General features: G+C 68.0%; 28 protein-coding genes and 1 pseudogene. 9 read left to right on the forward strand and 20 right to left on the reverse strand.

The genetic code is table 11. The features are described from left to right. From WS45_RS30715 to WS45_RS36345, 4 genes and pseudogenes are all read right to left on the reverse strand, one after another. Positions 1–215, reverse strand: a pseudogene (locus WS45_RS30715) (aspartate aminotransferase family protein); the annotation flags it as partial. Positions 216–252: 37 nt separating this feature from the next. Continuing rightward, complete coding sequence (locus WS45_RS30720) at positions 253–1,590, reverse strand: glutamine synthetase family protein (protein ID WP_059691371.1); 1,338 nt, start codon at positions 1,588–1,590, stop codon at positions 253–255. A 29-nt stretch (positions 1,591–1,619) separates the two neighbouring features. Beyond that, positions 1,620–2,405: a gamma-glutamyl-gamma-aminobutyrate hydrolase family protein gene (locus WS45_RS30725; protein ID WP_059691372.1), complete on the reverse strand. Its 786-nt coding sequence runs from the start codon at positions 2,403–2,405 to the stop codon at positions 1,620–1,622. 285 nt (positions 2,406–2,690) lie between these two features. Continuing rightward, positions 2,691–2,873, reverse strand: coding sequence for a hypothetical protein (locus tag WS45_RS36345; RefSeq protein WP_006402789.1), 183 nt, complete (start codon positions 2,871–2,873; stop codon positions 2,691–2,693). Positions 2,874–3,341: 468 nt separating this feature from the next. Between WS45_RS36345 and WS45_RS30730 the strand changes: the two genes are divergently transcribed. Both WS45_RS30730 and WS45_RS30735 read left to right on the forward strand, forming a co-directional pair. Next, a complete protein-coding gene (locus tag WS45_RS30730) occupies positions 3,342–3,893 on the forward strand; it encodes a cupin domain-containing protein (protein ID WP_014895828.1) in 552 nt (183 codons plus the stop codon). Positions 3,894–3,978: 85 nt separating this feature from the next. Continuing rightward, positions 3,979–5,469 carry an aldehyde dehydrogenase gene (locus tag WS45_RS30735; protein ID WP_059703224.1) on the forward strand — a complete coding sequence of 497 codons (1,491 nt, stop codon included), beginning with the start codon at positions 3,979–3,981 and terminating at the stop codon, positions 5,467–5,469. Between the two features lie 50 nt (positions 5,470–5,519). On the opposite strand, the gene WS45_RS30740 is transcribed toward WS45_RS30735, so the two are convergent. Further along, on the reverse strand, positions 5,520–5,720 hold the full coding sequence (locus WS45_RS30740) for a heavy-metal-associated domain-containing protein (RefSeq protein ID WP_006754615.1): 201 nt from the start codon (positions 5,718–5,720) through the stop codon (positions 5,520–5,522). Positions 5,721–6,053: 333 nt separating this feature from the next. Between WS45_RS30740 and WS45_RS30745 the strand changes: the two genes are divergently transcribed. Next, entirely contained in the window at positions 6,054–6,386 is a 333-nt protein-coding gene (locus tag WS45_RS30745; protein WP_011353437.1) for a cupredoxin domain-containing protein, read from the forward strand. A 12-nt stretch (positions 6,387–6,398) separates the two neighbouring features. Continuing rightward, positions 6,399–7,235: an FTR1 family iron permease gene (locus WS45_RS30750; protein WP_059523855.1), complete on the forward strand. Its 837-nt coding sequence runs from the start codon at positions 6,399–6,401 to the stop codon at positions 7,233–7,235. Between the two features lie 89 nt (positions 7,236–7,324). On the opposite strand, the gene WS45_RS30755 is transcribed toward WS45_RS30750, so the two are convergent. The 9 genes from WS45_RS30755 to WS45_RS30795 all read right to left on the reverse strand — a co-directional run bounded on the left by WS45_RS30755 (position 7,325) and on the right by WS45_RS30795 (position 14,497). Further along, positions 7,325–7,543 (reverse strand): hypothetical protein, encoded by a 219-nt coding sequence (locus tag WS45_RS30755; RefSeq protein WP_059450688.1) that lies wholly within the window; start codon positions 7,541–7,543, stop codon positions 7,325–7,327. After that, complete coding sequence (locus WS45_RS30760; protein WP_059523857.1) at positions 7,543–8,013, reverse strand: hypothetical protein; 471 nt, start codon at positions 8,011–8,013, stop codon at positions 7,543–7,545. The genes WS45_RS30755 and WS45_RS30760 overlap by 1 nt, the downstream gene beginning before the upstream one ends. Positions 8,014–8,101: 88 nt before the next feature. After that, on the reverse strand, positions 8,102–8,422 hold the full coding sequence (locus WS45_RS30765) for a helix-turn-helix domain-containing protein (protein WP_059523859.1): 321 nt from the start codon (positions 8,420–8,422) through the stop codon (positions 8,102–8,104). Continuing rightward, positions 8,415–8,780, reverse strand: coding sequence for a type II toxin-antitoxin system RelE/ParE family toxin (locus WS45_RS30770; RefSeq protein WP_059523861.1), 366 nt, complete (start codon positions 8,778–8,780; stop codon positions 8,415–8,417). The genes WS45_RS30765 and WS45_RS30770 overlap by 8 nt, the downstream gene beginning before the upstream one ends. Before the next feature lie 130 nt (positions 8,781–8,910). Then, a complete protein-coding gene (gene glmS / locus WS45_RS30775; protein ID WP_059523863.1) occupies positions 8,911–10,728 on the reverse strand; it encodes a glutamine--fructose-6-phosphate transaminase (isomerizing) in 1,818 nt (605 codons plus the stop codon). 54 nt (positions 10,729–10,782) lie between these two features. After that, on the reverse strand, positions 10,783–12,144 hold the full coding sequence (gene glmU, locus WS45_RS30780) for a bifunctional UDP-N-acetylglucosamine diphosphorylase/glucosamine-1-phosphate N-acetyltransferase GlmU (protein WP_059703225.1): 1,362 nt from the start codon (positions 12,142–12,144) through the stop codon (positions 10,783–10,785). A gap of 134 nt (positions 12,145–12,278) precedes the next feature. Next, positions 12,279–13,274 carry a tRNA 2-thiocytidine(32) synthetase TtcA gene (ttcA, locus tag WS45_RS30785; RefSeq protein ID WP_059703227.1) on the reverse strand — a complete coding sequence of 332 codons (996 nt, stop codon included), beginning with the start codon at positions 13,272–13,274 and terminating at the stop codon, positions 12,279–12,281. After that, a complete protein-coding gene (locus WS45_RS30790) occupies positions 13,271–13,675 on the reverse strand; it encodes a dihydroneopterin aldolase (protein ID WP_059450683.1) in 405 nt (134 codons plus the stop codon). Before WS45_RS30790 ends, ttcA begins: the two co-directional genes overlap by 4 nt. A gap of 78 nt (positions 13,676–13,753) precedes the next feature. Next, a complete protein-coding gene (locus WS45_RS30795; RefSeq protein WP_059691378.1) occupies positions 13,754–14,497 on the reverse strand; it encodes an SDR family oxidoreductase in 744 nt (247 codons plus the stop codon). Positions 14,498–14,510: 13 nt separating this feature from the next. Here WS45_RS30795 and WS45_RS30800 point away from each other — a divergent pair, with 13 nt between their 5' ends. After that, entirely contained in the window at positions 14,511–15,701 is a 1,191-nt protein-coding gene (locus WS45_RS30800) for a class I SAM-dependent methyltransferase (RefSeq protein ID WP_059703229.1), read from the forward strand. A gap of 13 nt (positions 15,702–15,714) precedes the next feature. Continuing rightward, the gene (locus tag WS45_RS30805) at positions 15,715–15,909 is read left to right on the forward strand and encodes a DUF2905 domain-containing protein (protein WP_059523874.1); all 195 of its coding nucleotides are present in this window, start codon (positions 15,715–15,717) and stop codon (positions 15,907–15,909) included. Between the two features lie 77 nt (positions 15,910–15,986). Here the strand turns inward: WS45_RS30805 and WS45_RS30810 are convergent, their stop codons facing one another. From WS45_RS30810 to WS45_RS30835, 6 genes are all read right to left on the reverse strand, one after another. Further along, positions 15,987–16,208, reverse strand: coding sequence for a hypothetical protein (locus tag WS45_RS30810; protein WP_059523876.1), 222 nt, complete (start codon positions 16,206–16,208; stop codon positions 15,987–15,989). A gap of 98 nt (positions 16,209–16,306) precedes the next feature. Beyond that, positions 16,307–17,215, reverse strand: coding sequence for a carbohydrate kinase family protein (locus tag WS45_RS30815; protein WP_059703231.1), 909 nt, complete (start codon positions 17,213–17,215; stop codon positions 16,307–16,309). After that, complete coding sequence (locus WS45_RS30820) at positions 17,212–18,492, reverse strand: AGE family epimerase/isomerase (protein WP_059691381.1); 1,281 nt, start codon at positions 18,490–18,492, stop codon at positions 17,212–17,214. The genes WS45_RS30815 and WS45_RS30820 overlap by 4 nt, the downstream gene beginning before the upstream one ends. Beyond that, positions 18,489–19,508 (reverse strand): LacI family DNA-binding transcriptional regulator, encoded by a 1,020-nt coding sequence (locus WS45_RS30825; RefSeq protein WP_059691382.1) that lies wholly within the window; start codon positions 19,506–19,508, stop codon positions 18,489–18,491. The genes WS45_RS30820 and WS45_RS30825 overlap by 4 nt, the downstream gene beginning before the upstream one ends. A 322-nt stretch (positions 19,509–19,830) precedes the next feature. Next, the gene (locus tag WS45_RS30830) at positions 19,831–21,669 is read right to left on the reverse strand and encodes an EAL domain-containing protein (RefSeq protein WP_059703233.1); all 1,839 of its coding nucleotides are present in this window, start codon (positions 21,667–21,669) and stop codon (positions 19,831–19,833) included. A 207-nt stretch (positions 21,670–21,876) separates the two neighbouring features. After that, positions 21,877–22,920: a bile acid:sodium symporter family protein gene (locus WS45_RS30835; RefSeq protein ID WP_059523886.1), complete on the reverse strand. Its 1,044-nt coding sequence runs from the start codon at positions 22,918–22,920 to the stop codon at positions 21,877–21,879. Positions 22,921–23,267: 347 nt separating this feature from the next. Between WS45_RS30835 and WS45_RS30840 the strand changes: the two genes are divergently transcribed. The 3 genes from WS45_RS30840 (at position 23,268) to WS45_RS30850 (ending at position 26,322) form a co-directional block, all read left to right on the forward strand. After that, positions 23,268–23,765 (forward strand): hypothetical protein, encoded by a 498-nt coding sequence (locus WS45_RS30840; RefSeq protein ID WP_059703365.1) that lies wholly within the window; start codon positions 23,268–23,270, stop codon positions 23,763–23,765. 346 nt (positions 23,766–24,111) lie between these two features. Then, complete coding sequence (locus WS45_RS30845; protein ID WP_059523888.1) at positions 24,112–25,188, forward strand: porin; 1,077 nt, start codon at positions 24,112–24,114, stop codon at positions 25,186–25,188. 171 nt (positions 25,189–25,359) lie between these two features. Continuing rightward, entirely contained in the window at positions 25,360–26,322 is a 963-nt protein-coding gene (locus tag WS45_RS30850; RefSeq protein WP_059523890.1) for a LysR family transcriptional regulator, read from the forward strand. The last annotated feature ends 97 nt before the right edge of the window (positions 26,323–26,419 follow it).

Raw genomic sequence — 26,419 nt, forward strand, 5'->3', positions numbered from 1 at the left:
ACCTTGTTGCCGTCCGAGTCCCACAGGTAGACGCCGTCGGCCTTCACGATCACGCGGCTGCCCGCGCGGTTGAGCGCGCCCATGTCGGAGAACGGGTGAATGTGGTGCGCGGCGTCGAGCGCGCGGTATTCGGCGGTCGAGCGCGCCTGCGTCGTGCGCGGTGCGGCGGCCGGCGCGGCCGGCTGGATCCAGGCAGATTCGTTGCGGTAAGTCATGTTTCCTCCGTGATTCCGTATTCGGTCGTGTGCACGCTCAGACGTGCAGCAGCAGATGGCGGCGTTCCCACGAGCTGATCACGCGGAAGAACGCTTCGTATTCGGTTTCCTTCAGCGCGAAATACGCCTTCAGGAACTTGTGGCCGAGAATCTCGCCGAGCGGCTCGCACGCGGCCATCAGCGTGAGCCCTTCCTCGAGGTTGCGCGGCAGTTGGTACGGCAGTTCGTAGCCGTCGCTGACGAGCGGTTCGGTCGGCTCCAGCCGCTGCGTCATGCCGAGATAGCCGGCCGCGAGCGTCGCCGCGAGCGCGAGATACGGGTTGCAGTCGACGCCCGGAATCCGGTTCTCGATGCGGCGCGCGGCCGGGCCCGAGTGCGGGATGCGGAAGCCGACCGTGCGGTTGTCGTAGCCCCACTGCACGTTGATCGGCGCGGCCATGAAGCGCGACAGCCGGCGGTACGAGTTGATGTACGGCGCGAAGATCGGCATCAGCGCGGGCGTGTATTTCTGCAGCCCCGCGAGGTAGTTGTAGAACATCGACGTCGCGCCGCCGGTTTCCGGCGACGTGAACAGGTTCCGGCCCGTTTCCTCGTCGACGATGCTCTGATGCACGTGCATCGCCGAACCCGGCTCGTTTTCCATCGGCTTGGCCATGAACGTCGCGTACATGTTGTGACGCAGCGCGGCCTCGCGCACCGTGCGCTTGAACAGGAACACCTGGTCGGCGAGCGACAGCGCGTCGCCGTGCATGAAGTTGATTTCCATCTGCGCGGCGCCGACCTCGTGAATCAGCGTGTCGATGTCGAGGTTCTGCGCTTCGCAGTATTCGTAGATGTCCTCGAACAGCGGATCGAACTCGTTGACCGCCTCGATCGAATACGACTGGCGGCCCGTCTCGGGGCGGCCCGTGCGGCCGACCGGCGGACGCAGCGGCAGGTCCGGGTCCTTGTTCATGTCGACCAGGTAGAACTCGAGCTCCGGCGCGACGACCGGCTTCCAGCCCTTCGCCTTGTACAGATCGAGCACGCGGCGCAGCACGTAGCGCGGCGAGATCTCGACCGGCGAGCCGTCGAAGTGCACGCAGTCGTGGATCACCTGCGCGGTCGGATCGACGGCCCACGGGATCAGGCGAATGGTCGACGTGTCGGGCACGCACACCATGTCGGGATCGGTCACGCCGGTCAGCGAGCCGTCTTCCGGATAGTCGCCGGTGACGGTCTGCACCATCACGGCCTGCGGCAGCCGCATCGATTCGCCGGACGTGAACTTGTTGCGCGGCGTGATCTTGCCGCGCGCGATGCCGGCCATGTCGGGAATGATCGCTTCGATCTCGGTGATCCGGTGTTGCTTCAGAAAGTCTTCGATGTCTTGCATGTCTGTTCTCGTTATGTGGGTCGGCGCGCTCAGGCGAGCGCGGCGGCGGCCGCGGCGCGCGTGCGGGCGTTGCGATGCGCGCGGCAGGCGTCGCCGAAGGCGCGGAAGATCGCGCTCGACAGCGGGTCGTGCGCATGCCGCCATTCCGGGTGCCATTGCACGGCGAGGGCGAAGGCCGGTGCATCGACGACGCTGACGGCCTCGATCAGGCCGTCCGGCGCGACGGCTTCGACGGCGAGGCCGGAACCGAGCTGCGCGATGCCCTGCTTGTGCAGCGAGTTCACGTGCACGTCGTCGCGGCCGCCGGCGAGCGTATGCAGCACGCCGCCGGGCGTCAGGCGCACGACGTGCGCGGGGCCGTATTGCGTGTCCATCGGCGCGTCGTCGTCCTCGCGGTGATCGGCGAGGCCGGGCACTTCGTGCACGCGCTGATGCAGCGTGCCGCCGCAGACGACGTTCAGCTCCTGGAAGCCGCGGCATACGGCCAGCACGGGCACGCCCGCGACGATCGCCGCGCGCAGCAGCGGCAGCGTCGTCGCGTCGCGCGCGGGATCGTGCTTCGTGCCGGGGGCGCTCGGCTCGCCGCCGTACAGGTGCGGCTCGACGTTCGAATAGCTGCCGGTAAACAACAGGCCGTCGACCGTGGCGAGCACGTCGTCGGTCGACTGGCGATCGCCGAGCGCGGGCAGCACCATCGCGAGCGCGTGCGCGCCGTCGACGATCGCCGCGACGTACTTGTCGCCGACCGTGTGCGACGCATGTGCGCCGATTTGCGTGAAGTCGGCGGTGATGCCGACGAGGGGTTTCCTTTCCATGACGTCAATCAGTTGTCCGTAGGGCCATGACGTGCGTTGCGCGGGAAAATCGCGAAATGCAGGCGCGACACGGCCCCGCAGCCTGGCGAAATGCGCAAGGCCGCTGGTGAATGGGCGCAACGGGTTCGCATGGCGATCCGCGCTGCGCGCGACGGTCAGGCCGTCGTTCGTTTCGTTGTGCTGCGCGACGCGGCAATGGATGCGCGAACGCGTTCCGTCACCGCGCGGACGGCGCGGCTAACGAGCAGGCAATTGAAACGAACGACGAGAAAAGGAGGAGAGGCGCTATGGCAGCAGCGACGCGACTTCGTCTGTATCGACGGCCACGAACGCACGTGCGGAAACGGCGTTGTGACGGCGAACGGAACGACGGGACAGGATGGTGTAGATCGACAGGTGAAGCAGGCGAGGACTATGCCAGCCGCAACTGCCATCGGAAGCGGGAGCAGCGCTGCGCAAACTTCGCACATCGCCTCGATCCCACCTCACCAGAGGGCCACGGACTCTCACGATTACACTCGACTGGTTTGTTGAAAGTATTGAACACCTGATCGTTTCGGCGCGCGAGGCGTTTAAAATAATCGAGGTGCCGGGCCTGCGTCATTTACATCGATGGGCATCAATTTTTACGTTGCAATAACGTTTTTCGGTGCCGATGAATGGCCAATGACGCTGACCTGAGAGCCAGCATATACGAGCCAAAAACGGCGTCAAATGTTTTTTGACGGTCTCATGTCAGGGCTTTCCCGAGGCACTCCGAACAAAAGATTCGCAAACGGAATGATTCGCGGGGTGTTCATTATTTCGAACGCCTTTCAGGGTTTTCCCCGCTGATGCGCGGCATAAAGTGATTAGAATATTCAACGGCTGCGTAATGCCGTTCAACGCATCGTTTCACTTTTTCACCGCACTCCTATCGTGTCCGAAACCGAATCGATGTCCACCGAAGTCGCCGAGCGCCTGCGTTTCGTGCGCAACAAGCATGGCCTGTCGCAGCGCGAACTCGCGAAGCGGGCCGGCGTGACCAACGGCACGATCTCGCTGATCGAACAGGGGCGCGTGAGCCCGTCGGTCGGCTCGCTGAAGAAACTGCTCGAATGCATTCCGATGAGTCTCGCGGAGTTCTTCACGTTCGAACTCGTCGAATCGCGCTCGGTCGTATCGCGCCGTGACGAGATGCCGAACCTCGGCAACGACGCGCTCGCGTTTCATCTCGTCGGCGCGGGCGTGAAGGACCGCAACATGTGCATCATGCGCGAGATCTACCAGCCGCTCGCCGACACGGGGCCCGAGATGCTCGTGCACGCGGGGCACGAGGGCGGCGTGGTCGTGTCGGGCCGGCTCGAGCTCACCGTCGACGGCGCGACGTGGCTGCTCGACCCCGGAGACGGCTACTACTTCGAAAGCCGTTTGCCGCACCGTTTTCGCAATCCCAGCGCGGAACAGCTCTGCGAGGTCGTGTCGGCGAATTCGCCGGCCACCTTCTGACCGCGCATCACCGCATTCGCCGCCGGCAGCGTTGCCGTTGCGCGGCGTGCCGCAGCGCGAATGCCACGACAATTGAGGCATCCTGATGAACAAGTTGACTTTGGCTGACTGGCAGGACAAGGCGGCGTCGCTCGCGATCGACGGGCGCGCATTCATCGACGGCGCGTCGCGCGACGCGCACGGCGGCAGGACGTTCGACTGCGTGAGCCCGATCGACGGCCGCGTGCTCGCGAAGGTGGCCGATTGCGGCGAGGCCGACGTGAACGCCGCCGTCGCGGCCGCGCGCCGCGCGTTCGACGCCGGCGTATGGGCCGGACTGAACCCGCGCGCGCGCAAGGCCGTGCTGCTGCGTTGGGCCGCGCTGATGCGCGAGCATCTCGACGAACTGTCGCTGCTCGAGACGCTCGATGCGGGCAAGCCGATCGGCGACACCACGACGGTCGACGTGCCGGGCGCCGCGTATTGCGTCGAGTGGTTCGCCGAAGCGATCGACAAGGTCGGCGGCGAAGTCGCGCCGGCCGACCATCATCTCGTCGGTCTCGTCACGCGCGAGCCGGTCGGCGTGGTGGCGGCCGTCGTGCCGTGGAACTTCCCGCTCCTGATGGCCGCATGGAAGTTCGGCCCGGCGCTCGCGGCCGGCAACAGCGTCGTGCTGAAGCCGTCGGAGAAATCGCCGCTGACCGCGATCCGCGTCGCGCAGCTCGCATACGAAGCCGGCATCCCGGCAGGCGTGTTCAACGTCGTGCCGGGCGCGGGTGAACCGGGCAAGCTGCTCGCGCTGCATCGCGATGTCGACTGCATCGCGTTCACCGGCTCCACCGCGGTCGGCAAGCTGATCATGCAGTACGCCGCGCAGTCCAACCTGAAGCGCGCGTGGCTCGAACTCGGCGGCAAGTCGCCGAACATCGTGCTGCCGGATTGTCCGGACCTCGACCGCGCCGCGCAGGCCGCGGCCGGCGCGATCTTCTACAACATGGGCGAGATGTGCACGGCCGGCTCGCGCCTGCTCGTGCATCGCGACATCAAGGACGCGTTCATCGAGAAGCTGGTCGCGGCCGCGCGCGCGTACGTGCCGGGCAACCCGCTCGATCCGTCGGTATCGATGGGCGCGATCGTCGACGGGATCCAGCTCGAGCGCGTGCTCGGCTACATCGATGCCGGGCGCAAGGAGGGCACGCTCGTCACGGGCGGTGCGCGCGTGAAGGAGGAGACGGGCGGCTTCTACGTGGAGCCGACGGTGTTCGAGGTGAAGCCCGACGCGAAGATCGCGCGCGAGGAGATCTTCGGCCCGGTGCTGTCGGTGATCGTGTTCGACGATGTCGACGAGGCCGTGCGGATCGCGAACGATACCGAGTACGGGCTCGCGGCGGCCGTGTGGACGTCCAACCTCACGACCGCGCACGACGTGTCGCGCCGGCTGCGGGCGGGCACGGTGTGGGTGAACTGCTACGACGAAGGCGGCGACATGAACTTCCCGTTCGGCGGCTACAAGCAGTCGGGTAATGGCCGCGACAAGTCGCTGCACGCGCTCGAGAAATACACCGAGCTGAAGTCGACGCTGATCCGGCTGCGCTGACGCGGCCGGTGTGCGGGGCGCGGTGCCGACGGGCGCCGCGCCCGCGCGCGTCAGGCCGAGCGCAGTGCCGGGTGGAAGCCCGCGGCTTCGATGATCGACTGCACGCGTTCGGCGCCTTGTGCCGACTCGACCTTGACCGTCTTCGCGGCCACGTCGATGTCGAGCTTCGCGGCGGGGTCCGCTGCCGTCACGGCGCGCGTGATGGCATTGGCGCAGCCGCCGCAGGTCATGTCCTGGACTTCGAATTCCATCGTGTTCTCCTGGGTGGATGGGCGATTGAGAAACATGAGCAGCATGAAGCTTGCCATGGTGGGAAGGTCAAGCCCCTTCGATGCGTTCGGTGCCGCATAAGCAATTTGTAAAACTGAAGTCAGACGAATCGCAATCCGCCCGTGTGCGTCAGTCCGAATTTTTCCCGATTGACGCTCGGGTATTGTCGGCGAAATCTGGCGGAGCCTTGCGCGACAAGGTGCATGTCATGTCGGTGATGCACGATGTCCATGCCACCAGTAAGGGTACTTGAAGAGGGAAATGCGAATCGATCTTACTATCGGTTCCCCTCGATATTTCATTTCGTTACCCGTATGAATCGCTTCGCTTTCGGTTTCGCACTGGCCCTGCTGGGCGCATCGGCAACGTCCGCATTCGCTGCCGACGACGTCGTCAACCTGACCCTGAAGGACCACAAGTTTTCGCCCGACGGCGTGACGATTCCGGCCGGCAAGAAGGTGAAGTTCGTCGTGAAGAACCTCGACGCGACGCCCGCGGAATTCGAAAGCGACGATTTCAAGGCAGAGAAGGTCGTGCCGGCCGGCAAGTCGGTCGAGATCCTGGTCGGGCCGCTGAAGGCCGGCACCTACGAGTTCCACGACGAGTATCACGAAGCGCAGTCGAAAACGCACCTGACCGTCAAATAAGCGGATATCGCCATGCTGTCTACCGCCCTGATCGTCTTTCGTGAAGTGCTCGAGGCCGCGCTGGTGGTTTCAATCGTGATGGCCGCGACGAAGGGCGTGCCGAGGCGCGGCTGGTGGGTCGGCGGCGGGCTCGTCGGCGGCGTGATCGGCGCCGGCCTGATCGCCGCGTTCGCCGACGTGATTTCGCAGTGGGCCTCCGGCATGGGGCAGGAAGTCTTCAACGCCGGCGTGATGTTCGTCGCGACGCTGATGCTGGCGTGGCACTGCATCTGGATGAGCCGCCACGGCCGCGAGATGGCGCTGCACATGGGCGAGGTCGGCAGGGCCGTCGCGGCCGGCAGCCGGCCGCTGACGGGGCTCGCGATCGTCGTCGGTGTCGCGGTGCTGCGCGAGGGCTCCGAGGCCGTGCTGTTTCTGTACGGCATCGCGGCGGGCGATCCGGGGCAGACGCCGCAGATGATCGTCGGCGGGCTGCTCGGCGTGCTGGGCGGCGCAGGGCTCGGCTACGCGATGTATGCGGGCCTGCTGCAGATTCCGCTCAAGCGCCTGTTCTCCGTCACCAACGCGCTGATCGTGCTGCTCGCGGCGGGGATGGCGAGCCAGTGCGTCGGCTTCCTGCTCGCCGCCGGCCTCGTGCCGTCGTGGGGCGATGCGGTCTGGGATACCTCGTGGCTGCTCAAGGAATCGAGCATCGTCGGCAAGGCGCTGCATACGCTGATCGGCTACACCGCGCGTCCGGCGGGGATCCAGATCGCGGCGTACGTCGTCACGCTGGTCGCGATCGTCGTGCTGGCGCGGCTCGTCGGTCGGCCCCGGACGGTGGTGCCGCCGCCGCGGCCCGTTGCGTGAGCGGGCTGGGGCCGAATGCAGAAAGGGGCGTCATGGACGCCCCTTTTTTCTTGCGTTGATGATGGCGCGCGCGCAGCCGCGCGGCGCGTTCAGCGATGGTTGTCGATCCATGCGCGGGCCCATTCGAGCCCCGCTTCGCGCGCTTCGTCCTCGGTGTCGAACACGCCGAGCACGCCCGACGCTTCGACGAGCCGATTGTTCTGCGTGATCGTGCCGCTCGCCGCGAAGCGTTCGGGCTGCAGGATTTCGTCCTGTTGCAGGATCGAATGGCCCCAGATCTGGTAGCCGTGATAGGTCTGCGCTTCCATTATCGCGTCACCTCCGCGGAACGGCTGCCCGTGCCGACACGCAGCACATTGCCGTCCGGCGTGTATTGCCGCGGGATGTCCGAGAACTTGAGTGCGTGCGGCGTATCGGGCATGGCCGGCTGCATCACCGTGAGCCGGCCCGGCGCGGGCTGCGCGACCGGGCGCGGTGCGGCCGGTGTTTCGACCGTCGCGGCGGTCGGTCGATGCGGCGCGGTTTTCACGGCTTGTGCGACGCGGCGCTTGTGCGGCTTGACCGCAGCCTTCGGCTGCACGCTCGCGTGCTTTTCCACGGTCTTGCCGCCCGCGTGCGCGTCGGCACCCGGGCGCGCTGCCGGCGTACGGGCGTCCGGCGTACGCGCCGCCGGCAACCGCGCTTCGGGCGGGTTCCAGACTTCGACGTAGTGCTCGGCCGCCCAGCCCGTCGACGCGAAGCTCAGCGCCAGCAATCCGCATCCAAACAGTCTTACCATGGTCTCTCCGTCATCTTGCGTGCGGCTCGCGTCGCGTTGCGGTGCCCGGTGAGAAGGCGGCCGCTCATCCGTGCTCGGGGAGCACGTTTCACGAAAATACCTCGAGCCCGTGTTTCTCGACGATCTGCAACATGCGCGCGGCGATACCGCTCGGCCGCTTGTCGCCCTGTTCCCATTGGCGAATCGTCGACGTCGTCGTGTTCAGGTAGAGCGCGAACACGCTCTGGCTGACATTGACCGACTTACGGATGCGTGCGATCGCTTCCGGATCGAACTTCGGCGCCGCTTCGATGCAAAGGACGTCGTATTCGCGCATTGTCTTCTTGTCGATCTGCCGTGCGCGATAGAGACCCGACGCAGCGCTGTGGACCGCCTCCGTCGCGTCGCTCTTGAATCGGCTCTTAGCCATTGCAAATCTCCACCCACTCGTTCAGTGCGACCAGTGTCGCGATGTCGACGTCGGTGCGTCGACCGACATCCGCTGCGAGCTTTTTGAAGGCGCGCAGTTCGTGAGCGTCGATGTTGTCGCGGTCGCACTTGGCGAACAGGAACACGAACACCCACGTATGCCCGACCTTGCCCAGCACGATGCCGCGCTGGCGATTCCCGTCCAGACGCTTCTTCCAGACGTTGCCTCCGAGATCGACGCCCTGGCCCCGTGCCAGCTGTCGCACCGCGCGGCACAGTTCGCCATCGGCGATTCCCGCTTTTCCTGCTGCCTTGTGAAACCACTTCGTCTTGAATACGCGTCGTACGGAAGCAGACATGTCGAGCCAGTCAAGTTAGCACAGGATTATATACCACCAAGTGGTATATATTTTGACCTGGCCGAATGGCCTGCTTCACGCGGATACTCAGCCCCGACGGGCCGCTGGCCTCCCTCGCGGGAGGCACGCGTCATTCCACCGTCACCGACTTCGCGAGGTTGCGCGGCTTGTCGACGTCGGTGCCGCGCGCGCATGCGGTGTGATACGCGAGCAGCTGCAGCGGCACGACGTGCAGGATCGGCGACAGCTGCCCGTAGTGTTCCGGCATCCGGATCACGTGCAGGCCGTCGTCGTTGACGATCTGCGTGTCGGCATCCGCGAACACGTACAGCTCGCCGCCGCGTGCGCGCACTTCCTGCATGTTCGACTTCAGCTTCTCGAGCAGCGTGTCGTTCGGCGCGACCGTCACGACCGGCATCGCTTCGGTGACGAGCGCGAGCGGCCCGTGCTTCAGTTCGCCGGCCGGATAGGCTTCGGCGTGGATGTACGAGATTTCCTTCAGCTTCAGCGCGCCTTCGAGCGCGATCGGGTAGTGCAGCCCGCGGCCGAGGAACAGCGCGTTTTCCTTGCGTGCGAATTCCTCCGACCACGCGATGATCTGCGGCTCGAGCGCGAGCACGCTGTTCAGCGCGGCCGGCAGGTGGCGCAGCTCCTTCAGGAATTGCGCTTCCTGCGCGGCGTCGACGTGCCCGCGCAGCTTGCCGAGCGTCGCGGCCAGCACGAACAGCGCGACGAGCTGCGTCGTGAACGCCTTGGTCGACGCGACGCCGATCTCGGTGCCCGCGTGCGTCAGGAACTGCATCTCGGTGAGGCGCACCATCGCGCTCGTCGCGACGTTGCACACCGCGAGCGTATGCGTGTGGCCGAGCGACTGCGCGTGCTTGAGCGCGGCGAGCGTGTCGGCCGTCTCGCCCGACTGCGAAATCACCAGCACGAGCTGGCGCGGGTTCGGCACCGACTCGCGGTAGCGGTATTCGCTCGCGATCTCGACCTGGGTCGGGATCTTCGCGATCGATTCGAGCCAGTACTTCGCGGTGAGGCCCGAGTAGTAGCTCGTGCCGCACGCGAGGATCAGCAGGCTGTCGATGTTCGCGAACGCGGCGGGGGCCGCCTCGCCGAACAGCGTCGCGTCGAACGCTTCGGTTTGCGGCACCGTGTCGCCGATCGCGCGCGGCTGCTCGAAGATTTCCTTCTGCATGAAGTGGCGGTACGGGCCCAGCTCGACCGCGCCGCCGTATGCGCTGACCACGCGGATCTCGCGCTGCGCGAGCGCGCCGTGGCGATCGACGATCTTCACGCCGTCGAGCGACAGTTCGCACACGTCGCCTTCCTCGAGGAACGTGAAGCGGTCGGTGCTGCCGGCCAGCGCCAGTGCGTCGGATGCGAGGAAGTTCTCGCCGTCGCCGTGGCCGACGACGAGCGGCGAACCCTGGCGCGCACCGACGACGGTGTGCGGCTGGTCCTTGTGCGTCACCGCGATCGCATACGCGCCGTGCAGCTGCTGCACGGCTTCGCGCACGGCCGCGAACAGGTCGCCGCGATACAGGCTGTGCACGAGGTGCGCGATGACTTCGGTGTCGGTCTGCGACACGAACTCGTAGCCCTTCGCGCGCAGTGCTTCGCGCAGCGTCTCGAAGTTCTCGATGATGCCGTTGTGCACCAGCGCGAGCGCGTTCGACGAGAAGATCGGGTGTGCGTTGTGCGTGACGGGCGCGCCGTGCGTCGCCCAGCGCGTGTGCGCGACGCCGGTCGTGCCTTCGAGATGCGATTCCTGCACCTGCGCGTCGAGATCGGCGACGCGCGCGACGCTGCGCGCGCGCTTCGGCGCGCCCGGCTCGAGCACGGCGACGCCGCACGAATCGTAGCCACGGTATTCGAGGCGCCGCAATCCTTCGATCAGCACCGGAACGATATTACGCTGCGCAACTGCGCCGACAATGCCGCACATGAATGGTCAATCCTGTAAGTCGACGCGGGCGCCGTCCGGGCGCCCGCTAAAGGTTCAGCTCTTCTTCTTGACCGGGCGGACGTAGCCGCTCTTCGCGGTCTGCGTCTTCTCGTTCAATGCGAGGACGCCTTCGGCGACGTCCTTCCAGATCGTCGTGCCGGCCGCGATCGTCACGCCGCGGCCGACGCGCACCGGCGCGACGAGCTGCGTGTCGGAGCCGACGAACACGTCGTCCTCGATCACGGTGCGGAACTTGTTCGCGCCGTCGTAGTTGCAGGTGATCGTGCCCGCGCCGATGTTCACGCGCGCGCCGATGTCGGCGTCGCCGATGTAGGTGAGGTGGTTCGCCTTCGAGCCGTGGCCGATCACCGCATTCTTCACCTCGACGAAGTTGCCGACGTGCGCTTCGTCCGCGAGCTGCGCGCCCGGACGCAGCCGCGCGTACGGGCCGATCACGGTGTTCGCGCCGAGCTCGGCGCCGTCGATGTGCGTGAACGCGTCGATGCGCGTGCCCGCGCCGATCGACGCGTTGCGGATCACGCAGTTCGCGCCGATCGTCACGTTGTCGGCGAGCGTCACGTTGCCTTCGAACACGCAGTTCACGTCGATCGACACGTCGCGGCCGCAGCGCAGCGTGCCGCGCACGTCGAGCCGCGCCGGATCGGCGAGCGTGACGCCGTCGACGAGCAGCGCATCGGCGACGTTGCGCTGATGGATGCGCTCGAGCTCCGCGAGCTGCGCCTTGCTGTTCACGCCGAGCGTTTCCCATTCCTCGTCGGGCTGCGCCGTGACGATCTCGAAGCCGGCCTCGATCGCGAGCTCGACGACGTCGGTCAGGTAGTACTCGCCCTGCGCGTTCTCGTTCTTCAGCGCGCCGAGCCACATCGACAGTTGCGCCGTGGGCGTGACGATGATGCCGGTGTTGATCTCGGCGATCCTCAGTTGCTCGGGCGACGCGTCCTTCTGCTCGACGATGCGCGTGACGAAGCCGGACGCGTCGCGCACGATGCGGCCGTAGCCGGTCGGGTCGTCGAGCGTGACGGTCAGAATTCCGTAGCGGCCTTCGCGCGCGGCGTCGACGAGACGCCGCAGCGTCGACGCGCGCGTGAGCGGCACGTCGCCGTACAAAACCAGCGTCGGTTGCGCGGGATCGAGCAGCGGCAGCGCCTGGCGTACCGCGTGGCCGGTGCCGAGCTGCTCGGCCTGCACCGCGAACTGGACGTCGGGCGCGGCGACGGCGGCCTGGACCTGCTCGGCGCCGTGACCGACGATGACGACGAGCCGCGACGGCTGCAGCGTGCGCGCGGTGGCGATGACGTGGGAGAGGAGCGGCCTGCCGGCCAGGGGATGGAGCACTTTCGGCAGCGCGGAACGCATGCGCTTGCCGGTGCCTGCCGCCAAAATCACGATATTCATGGCGCCAGCTTGTCAGAGGAGTTCGAAGCCGTCCATTTTAGCATGCGGCCCCCGTCGTTCCGGGCCTGTCGCGGCGGGGCGACAGCGCCGGAACGAGGCCGCGGCCCCGGTTCCGGCGGGTGTTCGGACCCTGCTTACAAGTCGTCGAACTGGACGATCGAGATCGGTTTCGCCGAGCCCGGCGCGGCGGCCTCGTCGCCGGACGCGCACGGCTCCTCGTCGAACGCGATGTCGCCCTGCGGATCGGCCTCGCCGGTCGCGCGCAGCGACGCGAACGGGAACTGGGTCGTATCCATCAGGTGCGACGGCACGACGTTCGCGAGCGCGCTGAACATGTTGTCGACGCGGCCCGGGAAGCGCTTGTCCCATTCGCGGATCAGCGCCTTCATTTCCGCGCGCTTCAGGTTCGGCTGGCTGCCGCACAGGTTGCACGGGATGATCGGGAATTCGCGCAGCTCGGCGTATTTCTCGAGATCGGTTTCCTTCACGTAAGCGAGCGGGCGGATCACGACGTTCCTGCCGTCGTCCGACTGCAGCTTCGGCGGCATTCCCTTCAGCTTGCCGCCGTAGAACATGTTGAGCAGCAGCGTCTGCAGGATGTCGTCGCGGTGGTGGCCGAGCGCGATCTTGGTCGCGCCGAGCTCGCCGGCCACGCGGTACAGGATCCCGCGGCGCAGCCGCGAGCACAGCGAGCAGGTCGTCTTGCCTTCGGGCACGAGCCGCTTGACGATGCTGTAGGTGTCCTGGTTCTCGATGTGGAACGGCACGCCGACCTGCGTCAGGTATTCGGGCAGCACGTGCTCGGGGAAGCCCGGCTGCTTCTGGTCGAGGTTGACCGCGACGATGTCGAAGTCGATCGGCGCGCGCTCGCGCAGGCGCAGCAGCACGTCGAGCATCGCGTAGCTGTCCTTGCCGCCCGACAGGCACACCATCACCTTGTCGCCCTGCTCGATCATGTTGTAGTCGCCGATCGCCTGGCCGACCTGGCGCACGATCCGCTTGAACAGCTTGTTGTTCTCGTACGCTTCCTTCTGCTCGCGGCGCGTCAGCGCGCGGCGGCCGGTGTCGGCGGCGGTGGCTTCGATGGCGGCGCCGTCGGCCGCCGTGTCGTTCATGTGGGGGGCGTTCATGCGCGCTCCTCGTCCTTGATGCGAAAGACTTCGACGCCGACGGCGTCGCAGTCCGGATAGGCGTCCGGTTTCTCGGTACAGACGCGTACCGCGCGCACGGCGTCGTGCGCCAGCAGGTTCGCGGCGATCGCGTCGCACAGCGTTTCCTGCAGGTGGATGTGGCCGCGCGCCACGCACTGCGCGACGCTCTGCTTCATCAGGTCGTAGTCGACGACTTCATGCAGCCGGTCGTCGACGGGGGTGGACAGCGCGAGCGGCACGAACAGGTCGACGTTGATGACGACGCGCTGCTCGCCGCGCTTCTCGTGTTCGAAGGCCCCGATGTTGATGTGCACCTCGTAGTCGCGCAGGTAGAGCCTGCGGCAGTCCGCGAGGCGGGGGTGCAGGAGAGCGGAAAACATGGTCGTCCCAGTCAAATTGGCGTGCGCGCACGCAAAGCGGCGCGGGCGGCGGCGATCAGGCCGCGCGGTCCGCGCAGTTCATTCATTCGGGCCGGCGGCGTGCGGCACCAGGTGCTCGCCGCCGTCGACGGTCAGCGTCGCGCCCGTGACGCCGGGCGCGCTCGCGAGATAGCAGGCCGCCGCCGCGATGTCGTTCGCGTGCGGCGCATGGCCGCGCACGAGCGCCGCGACGCGCACTTTCGGCGCGAGGGCCAGCGCCAGCGCGGCGGTCGCGCGGTTCAGCGCGGCCTGCATCAGCGCATGCGACAGCCGCGCCGGTGCCGGGTGAAACAGGGCCTGATCCAGCACGTGGATCGCACACGCGCGCAGCGATTCGTCGTCGCGCGCGGCGTCGGGCGTCGCGTCGGCAAGCGCCCGGGCCAGCGCGAGCGGCGCCGTCACGTTGCGCGCGAGCGCAGCGGCGAGCGATGCGCCGTCCACGGTGTGCGCGTCGTCGGTGCCGGCGCAGGCACTCACGAACACCGCGCAGGCGGGCCGGCCGAGCGCCGCGCCGCACGCGGCGACGAGCGCGGCCGCGTCGGTTTCCAGGGCCAGATCGGCGTCGAGCACGGCTGCACGGCGGCCGTGGGCGGCGACTTCGGCGACGAGCGCATCGGCGGCCGCGCGCGGCGCGCCGGGGCTGCGCTGCAGCGCGACATCCCAGCCGCGCTGCGCGAATCCGGTCGCGAGCGCACGACCGAGCGACGCGGCGTCGGCCGCGCTGCCCAGCGCGCCGGCGACGAGCGCGATGCGCGGGGTCGACGTATCGGCTGAAACGGTCATTTACAATGCCGGGATGAACCCGAAAGCTCACGAACCCGCTAGTTTACCTGCTCCCGGCCCTGACGCGCTCGCGCAGTCCGAAACCCTTGCCGCGCAACTGCGCGACGAGATCGCGGCGGCTGGCGGCTGGCTGCCGTTCGACCGCTTCATGGAGCGCGCGCTGTATGCGCCCGGCCTCGGCTATTACAGCGGCGGCGCGCGCAAGTTCGGCCGCCGCGCCGACGACGGCAGCGACTTCGTGACGGCCCCCGAGCTGTCGCCGCTGTTCGCGCAGACGCTCGCGAATCCCGTCGGGCAAGCGCTGGCGGCAAGCGGCACGCGCCGTGTGATGGAGTTCGGCGCGGGCACGGGCAAGCTCGCGGCCGGGCTGCTCGCGGCGCTCGATGCGCTCGGCGTCGAACTCGACGAATACCTGATCGTCGACCTGTCCGGCGAGCTGCGCGAACGCCAGCGCGACACGATCGCGGCGGTCGCGCCGGCGCTCGCCGGGAAGGTGCGCTGGCTCGACGCGCTGCCCGAGCACTTCGACGGCGTCGTGGTCGGCAACGAGGTGCTCGACGCGATGCCGGTGCGCCTCTTCGCGAAAGCGGACGGCGCGTGGCTCGAGCGCGGCGTCGCGCTCGACGCGCGGCACGCGTTCGTGTTCGACGACCGGCCCGCCGGTGCGGCCGGCCTGCCGCCGGTGCTCGCGACGCTCGACGTCGACGACGGCTACGTGACCGAGACGCACGAAGCCGCGCTGGCGTTCACGCGTACCGTATGCACGATGCTCGGGCGCGGCGCGGTGCTGCTGGTCGACTACGGGTTCCCCGCGCACGAGTACTACCATCCGCAGCGCGACCGCGGCACGCTGATGTGCCACTACCGCCACCACGCGCATGACGACGCGTTCCTGTACCCGGGGCTGCAGGACATCACCGCGCACGTCGAATTCACCGGCATCTACGACGCGGGCGTCGCGACCGGCGCGGACCTCCTCGGCTACACGTCGCAGGCGCGTTTCCTGTTGAACGCGGGCATCACCGACGCGCTGGCCGCGATCGATCCGTCCGACATCCACCAGTTCCTGCCGGCCGCGAACGCGGTGCAGAAGCTGATCTCGGAAGCCGAGATGGGCGAGCTGTTCAAGGTGATCGCATTCTCGCGCGGGATCGACGGCACGCTCGACGCATTCGCGCGCGGCGACCGCTCGCACGCGCTCTGACGGGGCGCCCGGGATGCTGCGCTGGCTGATGGCGTCGTTCGTCGCGGTGATGATCCTGACGCGCTGCTGGCCGTGGCTCGGCAAGGTCGGCATCGGGCGGATGCCGGGCGACGTCACGCTGACGCTCGGCGGGCGGCGCTACCCGTTCCCGTTCATGTCGACGCTGGTGCTGACGATGCTGGTGTCGATGGTGGCGCGGCTGCTCTGAGCCGCGCCGAATGCGGCGGCGCGCCGTGACCGCGCCGCGGCGCGCGTGTGAGGGTTCGGCGCGTCACGGTTCGCGCGTCACAGCTCGATTTCGCCGAGGATCCGGTGCGCGAGCGCCTTCGCTTCGTTGAACGCCTCTTCCTCGCTCGGACTCGTCGTGTGGACGTCGTAGCGCATGTTTTCCGTCTCGTCGCCGTCGTCCCGGGCGAGGATCACGTAACCCTGGAACTGTCCGTTGGCGGCGTGCTGCGTGTGCGCCTTGGCCGTGTAGATGCCTTTCGTGAACGTGTTCGTGTCCATCGTGCCTCTCCCGCAATAGGACACTTCATCGTAGCACTGCGGCGCAGCATGTACAGCGCCGCTAATCGGCGACCGATCAGCGCGCCGTCATTGTCCCGTCACCGTTCGAGCAGCGCGACCACCTCGTCGAGCGTCGGCGCATGCGCGCCCGTATGCCGGCACGCGGCGGCGCCCGCCGCGAGCGCGAACGCGAGATGCTCGCGCCACGACCGCTGCGGCGCGGCCATCAGGCTGAACAGCATGCCGCCGATCGACGCGTCGCCCGCGCCGACGGTATCGACCACCTCCACGCGCGGCGGACTGGCTTCGAGCACGTCGCCGTCCGCGTAAAGCGTCGCCGGCTGCGCGCCGCGCGTGACGAGCACCGCCGCGCGCGGATTCAGCGCGCGCACCGCGTCGACCGCATCCGGGCCGTCGCCGCCGAACAGGTGGCGCAGGTCCTCGTCGGACACCTTGATCAGGTCGGCGAGTGCGGCCATCTTCTCGAGCGTCGGCCGGTACGCGGCCGTCATCAGGTTCCGGTAGTTCGGATCGAAGCTGATCTTCACGCCGCGCGCGTGCAGCTCCGCCGCGAGCGCGACGAGCGTGCCCGCGAGCGGTTCGCGCACGAGGCTGATGCAGCCGAAGTGCGCCCACTTCACGTGTGCGGCCCAGCCGGTCGGCAGCCGCGCCGGGTCGAACGCGAGATCCGCGCTCGCTTCGCCGATGAAGAAGTACGCGGGCGGCCGCGTCTCGTGGACGATCGCGAGCAGCGGCGCACGCGGCACGCGCTGCAGGAAGCGCAGGTCGAGCCCGGCCGCCTCGCTGGTGCGCCACAGCACGTCGGAGAAGCAGTCTTCGCCGATCGCGCCCGCGAGCGCGCTCGGCACGCCGAGCCGCGCGACCGCGCGCGCGACGTTCCAGCCGGCGCCGCCCGGCACCGAGGTCCACTGCGCGTCGCCCGCGCGCACCATGTCGGTCAGGATGTCGCCCGCCGACACGAAAGCCGGAAAGGTGCCGCCGCTCATTGCGTCGGCTCGCTGCGCGCCGCGCGCGCGAGGGTCGCGAGCACGTCGTAGCATGCGCCCATCGTGTGATAGTCGGTCTTGCCGGCCGGGCTTTTCTCGTCGCTGTACTTGCGGTTGTCGCAGGTGAGGATCCGGTACCACGCTCCGTAGCGGTGATCGACGAAATGTGCCCAGCTGTAGCGCCAGATCTCGTCGTACCAGTCCCAGAAGCGCTCGCTGCCGGTGCGCGCGCCGAGCATCGCGGCCGCCGCGAAGGTTTCCGCCTGCACCCAGAAATACTTGTTGTGGTCGCAGATCGTGAAGTCGGGGCCGAAGCCGTAGCAGAGGCCGCCGTGATCGGCATCCCACGCATGTGTGAGCGCCGCGTCGAACAGCTCGGCCGCGCGCGGCACGAGCCAGTCGAGCGGGCGGTGCCGCTCCAGGATCAGCAGCAGCTTCGCCCATTCGGTCTGGTGCCCGGGCTGGAAGCCCCACGGACGGAAGATGTTCGAGCTGTCTTCCTTGTTGTAGTCCCAGTCGACCGACCAGTCCGCATGGTAGTGCTCCCACACGAGGCCGCCCGACAGCGAAGCCTGGCGCTGCGTGATGTGGGTCGCGAGTTTTTCCGCGCGATCGAGATAGGTGAGATGGCCGGTCGCCTCGTATGCCGCGAGCAGCGCTTCCGTCATGTGCATGTTCGCGTTCTGGCCGCGGTACGACGACACGTTCCAGTTCGGCGTCGCGTCGTCCGCGTAGAGGCCGGCGGCCGCGTCCCAGAAGCGGTGCTCGGCGAGCTCGTAGGTCGACGCGATCAGCGCGCGCGCTTCGTCGATGCCGGCCATCGTCGCGTGCGCGGCGGCCAGCAGCACGAACGCGAGCCCGTAGCAGTGGCGCGTGCCGTCGAGCGTCGCGCGTTTCGTGCCGTCGCGCCAGTCGAGTTCCCAGTCGTAGCCCTGCAGCGCTTCGTCCCAGTGCGCGTCGCGCAGGAAGCGCAGCCCGTGGCGGGCGTAGTCGAGGTGGCGCGGATCGCCGAAATGCCGGTACGCCATCGCGTAGTTGAAGACGAACCGGCAGCTGCTGACCAGGTGCCGCGACGTGCGGTTGTAGATGCTGCCGTCGTCGCGGAAGTAATGGTAGAAGCCGCCCGTCGGGTCGAACGCGTTCTGCGCGTAGAAGCGCAGCGTGTCCTCGATGTGCGACAGCAGGAACGACGGATCGCGGAAGCTCGCGACGAACGGTGCCGCTTGCGCGTGGGCGGCCGGCGCGGCCGTGCGGGATTGGACCGGGGGCATGTTCATGATTCGGTGACCGTGGCGGTATCGAGTGCCGGTGAGCCGGCGGGCTGGCTGCTGGCCCGTACGATCAGTTCGACGGGCAGGGAGATCTCGGTGCGCTCGGGCGATTCGGCGAGCAGCAGTTCGACGCCGCGGCGGCCGAGCGCTTCCTTGTCGACGGCGAGCGTCGTGAGCGGCGGATTCGCGTGCGCGGCGGCCGGGATGTCGTCGAAGCCGACGATCGCGATGTCTTCCGGAATCCGCACGCCGCGCGCGATGCACACGCGCTGCGCGGCCAGCGCGGCGGCGTCGTTGTACGCGAACACGGCGTCCGGGCGCGGGCCGGGCGCGTCGAGCAGCTGCTGCATCGCGCGCGCGGCGCCGGTGTCGGGGTCGAGCCCGGCGTCGATCGTCACTTCGTATGCGGGATCGAACAGCCGCCCGGCCTCGAAGAACGCGCGGCGATAGCCGATCGCGCGCTGCGCGATGCTGAAGTGCGCGGCCGAGCCGCCGATGAACGCGATCCGCGAGCGGCCGATGGCGAGCAGGTGGCGCATCGCGAGCGCCGCGCCCGTCGCGTTGTCGATGTTCACCGAGCGCAGGCCGGGCGCCCACAGGTCGATCAGCACGAGCGGCCGGCCGGTCGCGGCGAGCGCCTCGATCGTCTCGGGCTCGATGAAGCCGGCCACCGCGATCGCGTCGGGCGCATGCGGGCGCATCTGGCGCAGCACGTCGTCGTTGGGGCCGACCGTGAGCAGCGTCGGCACGATGCCGCGCTCGCGGCACGCGTCCTCGACGCCGTGCAGCACGTGCGAGAAGAACGGGCTCGCGGGAAAGCGGTTGTGCTGGCGGTGCAGCAGGAAGGTGAGCCGGCGGATGCGCGGGCGCAACTGGGCCGGGTCGTAGCCGAGCTGCTGCGCGATCTCGACGATGCGCGCCCGCGTGGCTTCCGACAGGCCCGGCTGGTTTTTCAGCGCGCGGGAGACGGTGCCGATCGAGACCTCTGCCGCCCGCGCTACGTCGCGAATGGTGGTGCCCATCGTTCGGGTCCGGTTTGTTTAGGGTGACGGCGATTGTATAGTAAAACGCCGAGCCAAATTCGGGCCGGATAACCGGGGAATACCCGGAAATAACGGGTTTTTACGCGCTAATCTGCGAAAACGACGTTACTAAAAATACTAAACAAAACGCGGAAAAGGCAAGGTGATCGCACGGAAAGGGGCGCACGCGTTCGGATGCCCGGTCCGCGAGGGGCGGGCGAGGCGAACGGGAGGCCGTTGCCGGCAATCGGGCGCGCGAGACACCGTCGTCGCCGTTCTTGCCGGCCGGCAGCGCGCTTGCATCCGGCAACCGCCCGCCGGTTCAGCCCGCCGCCGCGTGCGGCGGCCCGCCGCGATCGCGCAGCGCCGCGCGGCCGGCATCGAGATCGACGACCGCGAGCCCGCCCGGCTGCTGTTTCGCGCGCCGCTTCGCGAGCGCCGCGACCGACGCGATCTCGTCGCTGCCGTAGCGCATCGCGCCGTTCGCACCGGCCGGCACGCCGACCGCGCCGATCGCCATCGTGACGAAACCGAAGAATGCGGGGTTGCCGTGGCGGTCCTCGCCGCGCAGCCCGCCCGCCAGCCGGTCGGCCTGCGTGTAGAAACGCCGCGCGCCGTCGTTGAAGTGCGCGATCGCGTCGGCCGCGCGCGCGTGCCAGTCGTCGCGCTGGAACAGCACGAGGAAATCGTCGCCGCCGACGTGCCCGAGAAAGTCGCGCTGCGGATCGCACACGCCGGCCAGCACCGTCGCCGCGAACTTCAGCACTTCGTCGCCCTGCCAGTAGCCGTACTGGTCGTTGAACGGCTTGAACTGGTTCAGGTCGACGTAGCACGCGTGGAACCCGGCGTCGCGCGCCAGCAGGCGCTCGATGTGCGCGCTGATCGGGATGTTGCCGGGCAGGAAGGTCAGCGGATTCGCATAGCGCGCGGCCTCGATGCGCATCTCGGTCACCGCGCGCACGAGGCTCTCGCCGGTGCCGAGCCCGACGTAGCGGCCGTGCTCGGTGATGACGAAGCCGTCCGCGAGGTAGCGCTGGTCGTGGCTCGCGAGCAGCATCGCGAGCTGCTCGACCGTCGTCGCGTTGTCGATCATCAGCGGCGCGTCGTTCGCGAACTGCAGGCACGGCTTCTTTCCGAACACCTCGCGATGGTAAGGCAGCGTGAAACGGTCGATGAAGCCGCGCCGATTCACGAGCGCGACCGGCCGCCCGCGTTCGACGAGCGCGACCGCGTGCAGGCCGGGCATCCGGTTGAACAGGTCGAGCACGTCGTTGCTGGTCGCATCGCGCGGCAGCGCCGGCGCGGGGACGAGCATCTTCGTCGCGATCGTGCTTGCGGGCCGCACGGCGCGGGTCGCACCGGGGAACACCGCGATGTGCGGCGCGCGGATCGCGTCGCGCGCGGCCGGTGCGACGACCCGCGACGGTTGCGCGTCCGGCCGGCCGAGCAGGAAGCCCTGCACGCAGCAGATGCCCATGTCGCGCACGACGATCAGGTCGCACTCGTTCTCGATCCCTTCCGCGATCAGCTTCGCGCCGCTCGCGTGCGCGAAGTGCTGCATCGCCCGGACCGCCTCGAACTTGAGCGGATCGCGCGCGATGTCGTGGATGAAGAAGCGGTCGATCTTCACGACGTCCGGGTGCAGGCGCAGCCACAGGTTCATGCTCGCGTTCGCGGTGCCGTAGTCGTCGAGCGCGAACTGGATGCCGGCGTCGCGCAGCGATGCGACCGCCGGCCCGATGTGCGCGACGTCGGGCATCGCGGTCTGCTCGGTCAGCTCGATCACGATGCGCTCCGCACCGACCCGCGCGCGACCGAGCAGTTGCCGCGCGCGCTCGCGTTCGCGCGCGAGTTGCAGGATCGTGTTCGCGCTGAAGTTGAGGAACAACTTGCCGTCGCAGCCGAGCGCCGCGAACGCGTCGAGGCAGGTGAGGGCGGCCGCCTGTTCGAGCGCGACGGTCGCGCCGTCGCGGGCGGCCTGCGCGAACAGCGCGGCCGGCGTCTCGAGGTCGGTGCCGCGCGGGCCGCGGATCAGGCCTTCGTAGCCGACGACCGTGCCCGACCCGAGGTCGACGATCGGCTGGAACACGGCCGCGAGCGCACGCTCCGCGATCAGGCGCGTGGTGGAGACGGCGGGCGGGACGGGATGAGGCGCGGGCATGGGCGAGGGCGGCCGAGGCGACGGGACGCCCGACTTTAACGGCAGCGCGCGCGGAGAATTGAATGAAGATTTCGTGACGCGATGCGCGTCGATGGTGCATGCGTCGCTTTGGGCGGGTGGTGGGGCGGCGGAGAAAGCGGAAAGCGTAACGAGAAAGACGCGAATCCACCCGCGCGGCCAGCCATGCCGGCCGCGCAGCCTCCCGCGTCAGCGTTTGCCCGCGCTCAGCGCGCCGCGTCCGCGTGCGGCGCCGGCCGCGCCCTCGTCGCCGTCACGCTCGCCGCGCATGTCGCGCGCGCCCCAGCGCTGCGCGAGCGCCGCGCACGCCATCAGCTGGATCTGGTGGAACAGCATCAGCGGCAGCACGATCGCGCCGACCGCCTGCGCGGAGAAGATCACCTTCGCCATCGGCACGCCGGCCGCGAGGCTCTTCTTCGAGCCGCAGAAGATGATCGTGATCTGGTCTGCGCGGTTGAAGCCGAGCCGCTTGCTGACGAACGTGGTCAGCACCAGCGCGATCGCGAGCAGCACGACGTTGACGACCAGCAGGCCGCCGAGGGCGCGCGCCGGCATCTGGTGCCAGAGCCCCTGGTTCACGGCCTCGCTGAACGCGACGTAGACGACGAGCAGGATCGAGCCCTGGTCGACGAAACGCAGCACGCCGCGATTGCGTTCGATCCAGCCGCCGATCACGGGCCGCAGCAGCTGGCCGGCGACGAACGGCACGAGCAGCTGCATCACGATGCTCCCGACGGTGCTCCACGGCGACGCGGCCGCGGCCGACTGCGACGTGATCATCAGCCCGACGAGCGCCGGCGTCACGAAGATTCCGAGCAGGCTCGACGCGGACGCCGCGCACACGGCGGCCGGCACGTTGCCCTTCGCGATCGACGTGAACGCGATCGACGACTGGACCGTCGACGGCAGCGTGCACAGAAACAGCACGCCGGCGTAGAGCGCCGGCGTGACGAGCGGCTGCAGCACGGGCTTCAGCGCGAGGCCGAGCAGCGGGAACAGCGCGAACGTGCTGAGCAGCACGACCGCATGCAGCCGCCAGTGGGTCGCGCCCGCGACGACGGCTTCGCGCGACAGCTTCGCGCCGTGCAGGAAGAACAGCAGGCCGACCGCGATGTTGGTCGCCCAGTTGAACGCGTGGGCGGCCGGGCCGCGACACGGCAGCAGGCTCGCGAGCACGACGGTGCCGACCAGCGCGAGCGTGAAGTTGTCGGGAAGGAAACGGGGACGGGCCATCGGGGAACTCGATTCGGAAACGGCAGGCGCGCATGTCGCGCGCGCGAAGCCGATATTGTCCCGGTTGGTCATTCAATACACAAATTCATTGTGCGAATCGATTGATGAATCGACGGCATAGGGCGGCGGGCGCCAGAGAGGGGCGGCCGATGCGCAAAACAGCAGAAGAATGTTCTGCCGCGATTGCGCCCTGAAGTGAAAAAACCTAGCAGTAACATGGTGTTACACCGATGCCCGCGACCTAACACTTTTTGGCTCGACACCGTTTCGGGCCGCTCATAAATTACTGCTGAAAGGCTTGCGTCGGCCGGAAACGCCCGGCGGCGAGCGGTAACAGGCACTGAATGATGACGGAACGGGTGAAACTGAAGGTCGGACGATGGGTGGCAGGCGTGCTCGGCGCACTGCTGATGCCGCTCGCGCTCGCGCAACCGCCGCACGGCGGTCAGGCGTTCGGCGGCGGTCACGGCTTCGGTCACGGTTTCGGTGGCGGCGACATGCGCGCTTTCGGCCAGCCGGCCGGCAACGCGCCGGTATGGCGCCGGGCGCTGCCGCCGGGCGGCGCGCGTGCCGGCGGCGTGAGCGGTTACGGTTCCCGCTGGGGGCTGCGGCCGACGCCGTCCTACGGCCATTACGCCGCGCAAAGCCCGTATCGTCCGATCAGCGCCGACTCCCGCCAGATGCCGCGCCCGCAGGGCGGCGGCAACGTGCCGCTGCGCGCCGGCTCGATCCGCGCCGACGTCGCGCGCTACAACGAGGAGCGCGGCGGCCGTCCGATGCCGCCCCCCCGCGCGCAGGAAGAACCGTCGCACTCGCCGTTTTTCTCCCCGTTCTACCGAAACTGAGCGCCCCGCGCGTTCGTCTCCCCGCCGGCTGTGATGCGAATTCGCCACAGTCGCGCGCATATTTCCGCTGATTTTCCCGCCGCATTGCGCTATCTTTCGCGCCCGGCACGCGCGCGCCCCGCGGCCGTCCCGTCGCGTGCCCGCTCCGCGCGCGGCCGCTGCGGCGCGCCTGGCCATGTGCCGATTCCGCGAAGTTAATGCCGCTGCTATACCCGCAATAAGTGTGCGCAATTTTGACCGGACGCACGATCCGTAAAGATGGCTGCGCCCCGAACGACGCAAGCAATCGGCTCCAAAAAACAACGCTCGCGCCACTCATCGACATTCGACAAAACCTGGAGATCCCATGAAAGCATTCGCTCGCCGTGCGTCGCGCACGTCCGTCAAGCTGATCGCCGCGGCCGCCTGCGTGGCCGCAACCGCACCCGTCCACGCGCAGTCGAGCGTCTCGCTCTACGGTCAGGTCGACGAATGGGTCGGCGCAACCAAGTTCCCGGGCGGCGATCGCGCATGGAACGTGTCGGGCGGCGGGATGTCGACGTCGTACTGGGGCCTGCACGGCGCAGAGGATCTCGGCAACGGCTACAAGGCGATCTTCACGCTGGAGAGCTTCTTCCGTGCGCAGAACGGCCAGTTCGGCCGCTTCCAGGGCGACACGTTCTTCGCGCGCAACGCATACGTCGGCGTCAGCTCGCCGTACGGCACGGTGACGGCGGGCCGCCTGACGACGCACCTGTTCCTGTCGACGATCCTGTTCAACCCGTTCTACGATTCGTACACCTTCTCGCCGATGGTGTACCACGTGTTCCTCGGCCTCGGCACGTTCCCGACCTATCCGAGCGACCAGGGCGCGGTCGGCGATTCGGGCTGGAACAACGCGCTGTCCTACACGTCGCCTTCGTTCGGTGGCCTGAATTTCGCGGCGATGTACGCGCTCGGCAACACGGCTGGCGACAACCGCTCGAAGAAGTGGAGTGCGCAGTTCAACTACGCGAACGGCCCGTTTGCCGCGACCGCCGTCTACCAGTACGTGAACTTCAACAACGGCCCGCAGGACCTGAGCTCGCTCGTGACCGGCATGAAGAGCCAGGGCATCGGGCTGGTCGGCGCGACCTACGACCTGAAGTACGTGAAGCTGTTCGGCCAGTACATGTACACGAAGAACGACCAGGTTGCCGGCAGCTGGCACGTGAACACCGCGCAGGGCGGCGTGTCGGTGCCGCTCGGCGTTGGCAACGCGATGGCGTCGTATGCATACTCGCGCGACGGCGGCGGCCTCGACCAGACGCGCCAGACCTGGGCCGTCGGCTACGACTATCCGCTGTCCAAGCGCACCGACGTCTACGCTGCCTACATGAACGACCACATCAGCGGCCTGTCGAGCGGCAACACGTTCGGCGCGGGCATCCGCGCGAAGTTCTGACGATTCGTTCGCCGGACGCGCACACGCAGCGCGTCCCGCCTGCCGGTCTTCCGCCCCCGAAACGGCGCCGCTTCCCGCGGCGCCGTTTTGCCTTTGTTGACCTTCTTGTTTCCTTGCCTTTGTTACCCTATCTCGTAATTGCATGATTACCAGGAATTGCGAGCTAGTTCGATGGATACCCTCGTCAGCATGAATGTGTTTCGCTACGTCGTCGAAGTGGGCAGCTTCGTCGGCGCGGCCGAGCGCATGCAGATGTCGGCCGCGATGGCGAGCAAGCACGTGATGCATCTCGAGCAGCAGCTCGGCGCGCGGCTGCTGCATCGCACGACACGACGTGTCGCGCCGACCGAGGCGGGACGCGAATACTATGAGCGCCTCGTGCAGGCGCTGTCGGAACTCGACGAAGCCGGACAGGCGGTCGGCGCCGCGAGCGTCGTGCCGCAGGGCCGCCTGCGCGTGACGTCGCTGTCCGCGTTCGGATTGCGGCACGTGATGCAGGCCGTCACCGATTATGCGGGCCGGTTCCCGGACGTGACCGTCGACATGACGCTGTCCGATCGCGTGGTCGACCTGATCGAGGAAGGCTACGACGTCGCGGTGCGCGCGGCGCCGAACGGGCTGAAATCGTCGTCGCTGGTCGCGCGGCAGATCGCCACCGCACACATCCTGCTGGTCGCGTCGCCCGAGTATCTGGAGAAGCACGGCACGCCTCAGACGATTGCCGATCTCGCGCATCACAATTACCTGCGCCGCGATTCGAATTCGACGATGCTCGATTCGCTGGTGATCGACGCGGCCGCCGCGTCGCGCGTGAACCTGAACGGCAACCTGATCGTGAACCATCTCGAGGGGCTGCGCGCGGCGGTGCTCGCCGGCGCGGGCATCGCGCTGCTCGGCACCGAAGTGATCGGCGACGACATCGAATCCGGCCGTCTCGTGCCGGTGCTGCTCGACTCGGTGCCGCCGCACGAGGCGCCGATCTACGCGGTGTATGCGAGCCGCCGCCACGTATCGGCGAAGGTGCGCTCGTTCGTCGACTTCCTCGCCGCACGTTTCGAAGGGCAGTCGCTGTGCCCGTCGATCGAGGCGCGCCTGCGCGTGCTGCCGATCACGCGGATCAAGCGCGCGGGCTGATCGCCGTCTGCCGCCTGCGCGGCGGACATGAAAAAAGCGCGAGCCGTTGCGGTTCGCGCTTTTTTGTTTTTGCCCGACGTCATGTGCGGCCGCGGCG

The sequence above is a fragment of the Burkholderia sp. RF2-non_BP3 genome, from assembly GCF_001522185.1.
Taxonomy (GTDB): Bacteria; Pseudomonadota; Gammaproteobacteria; order Burkholderiales; family Burkholderiaceae; genus Burkholderia; species Burkholderia diffusa.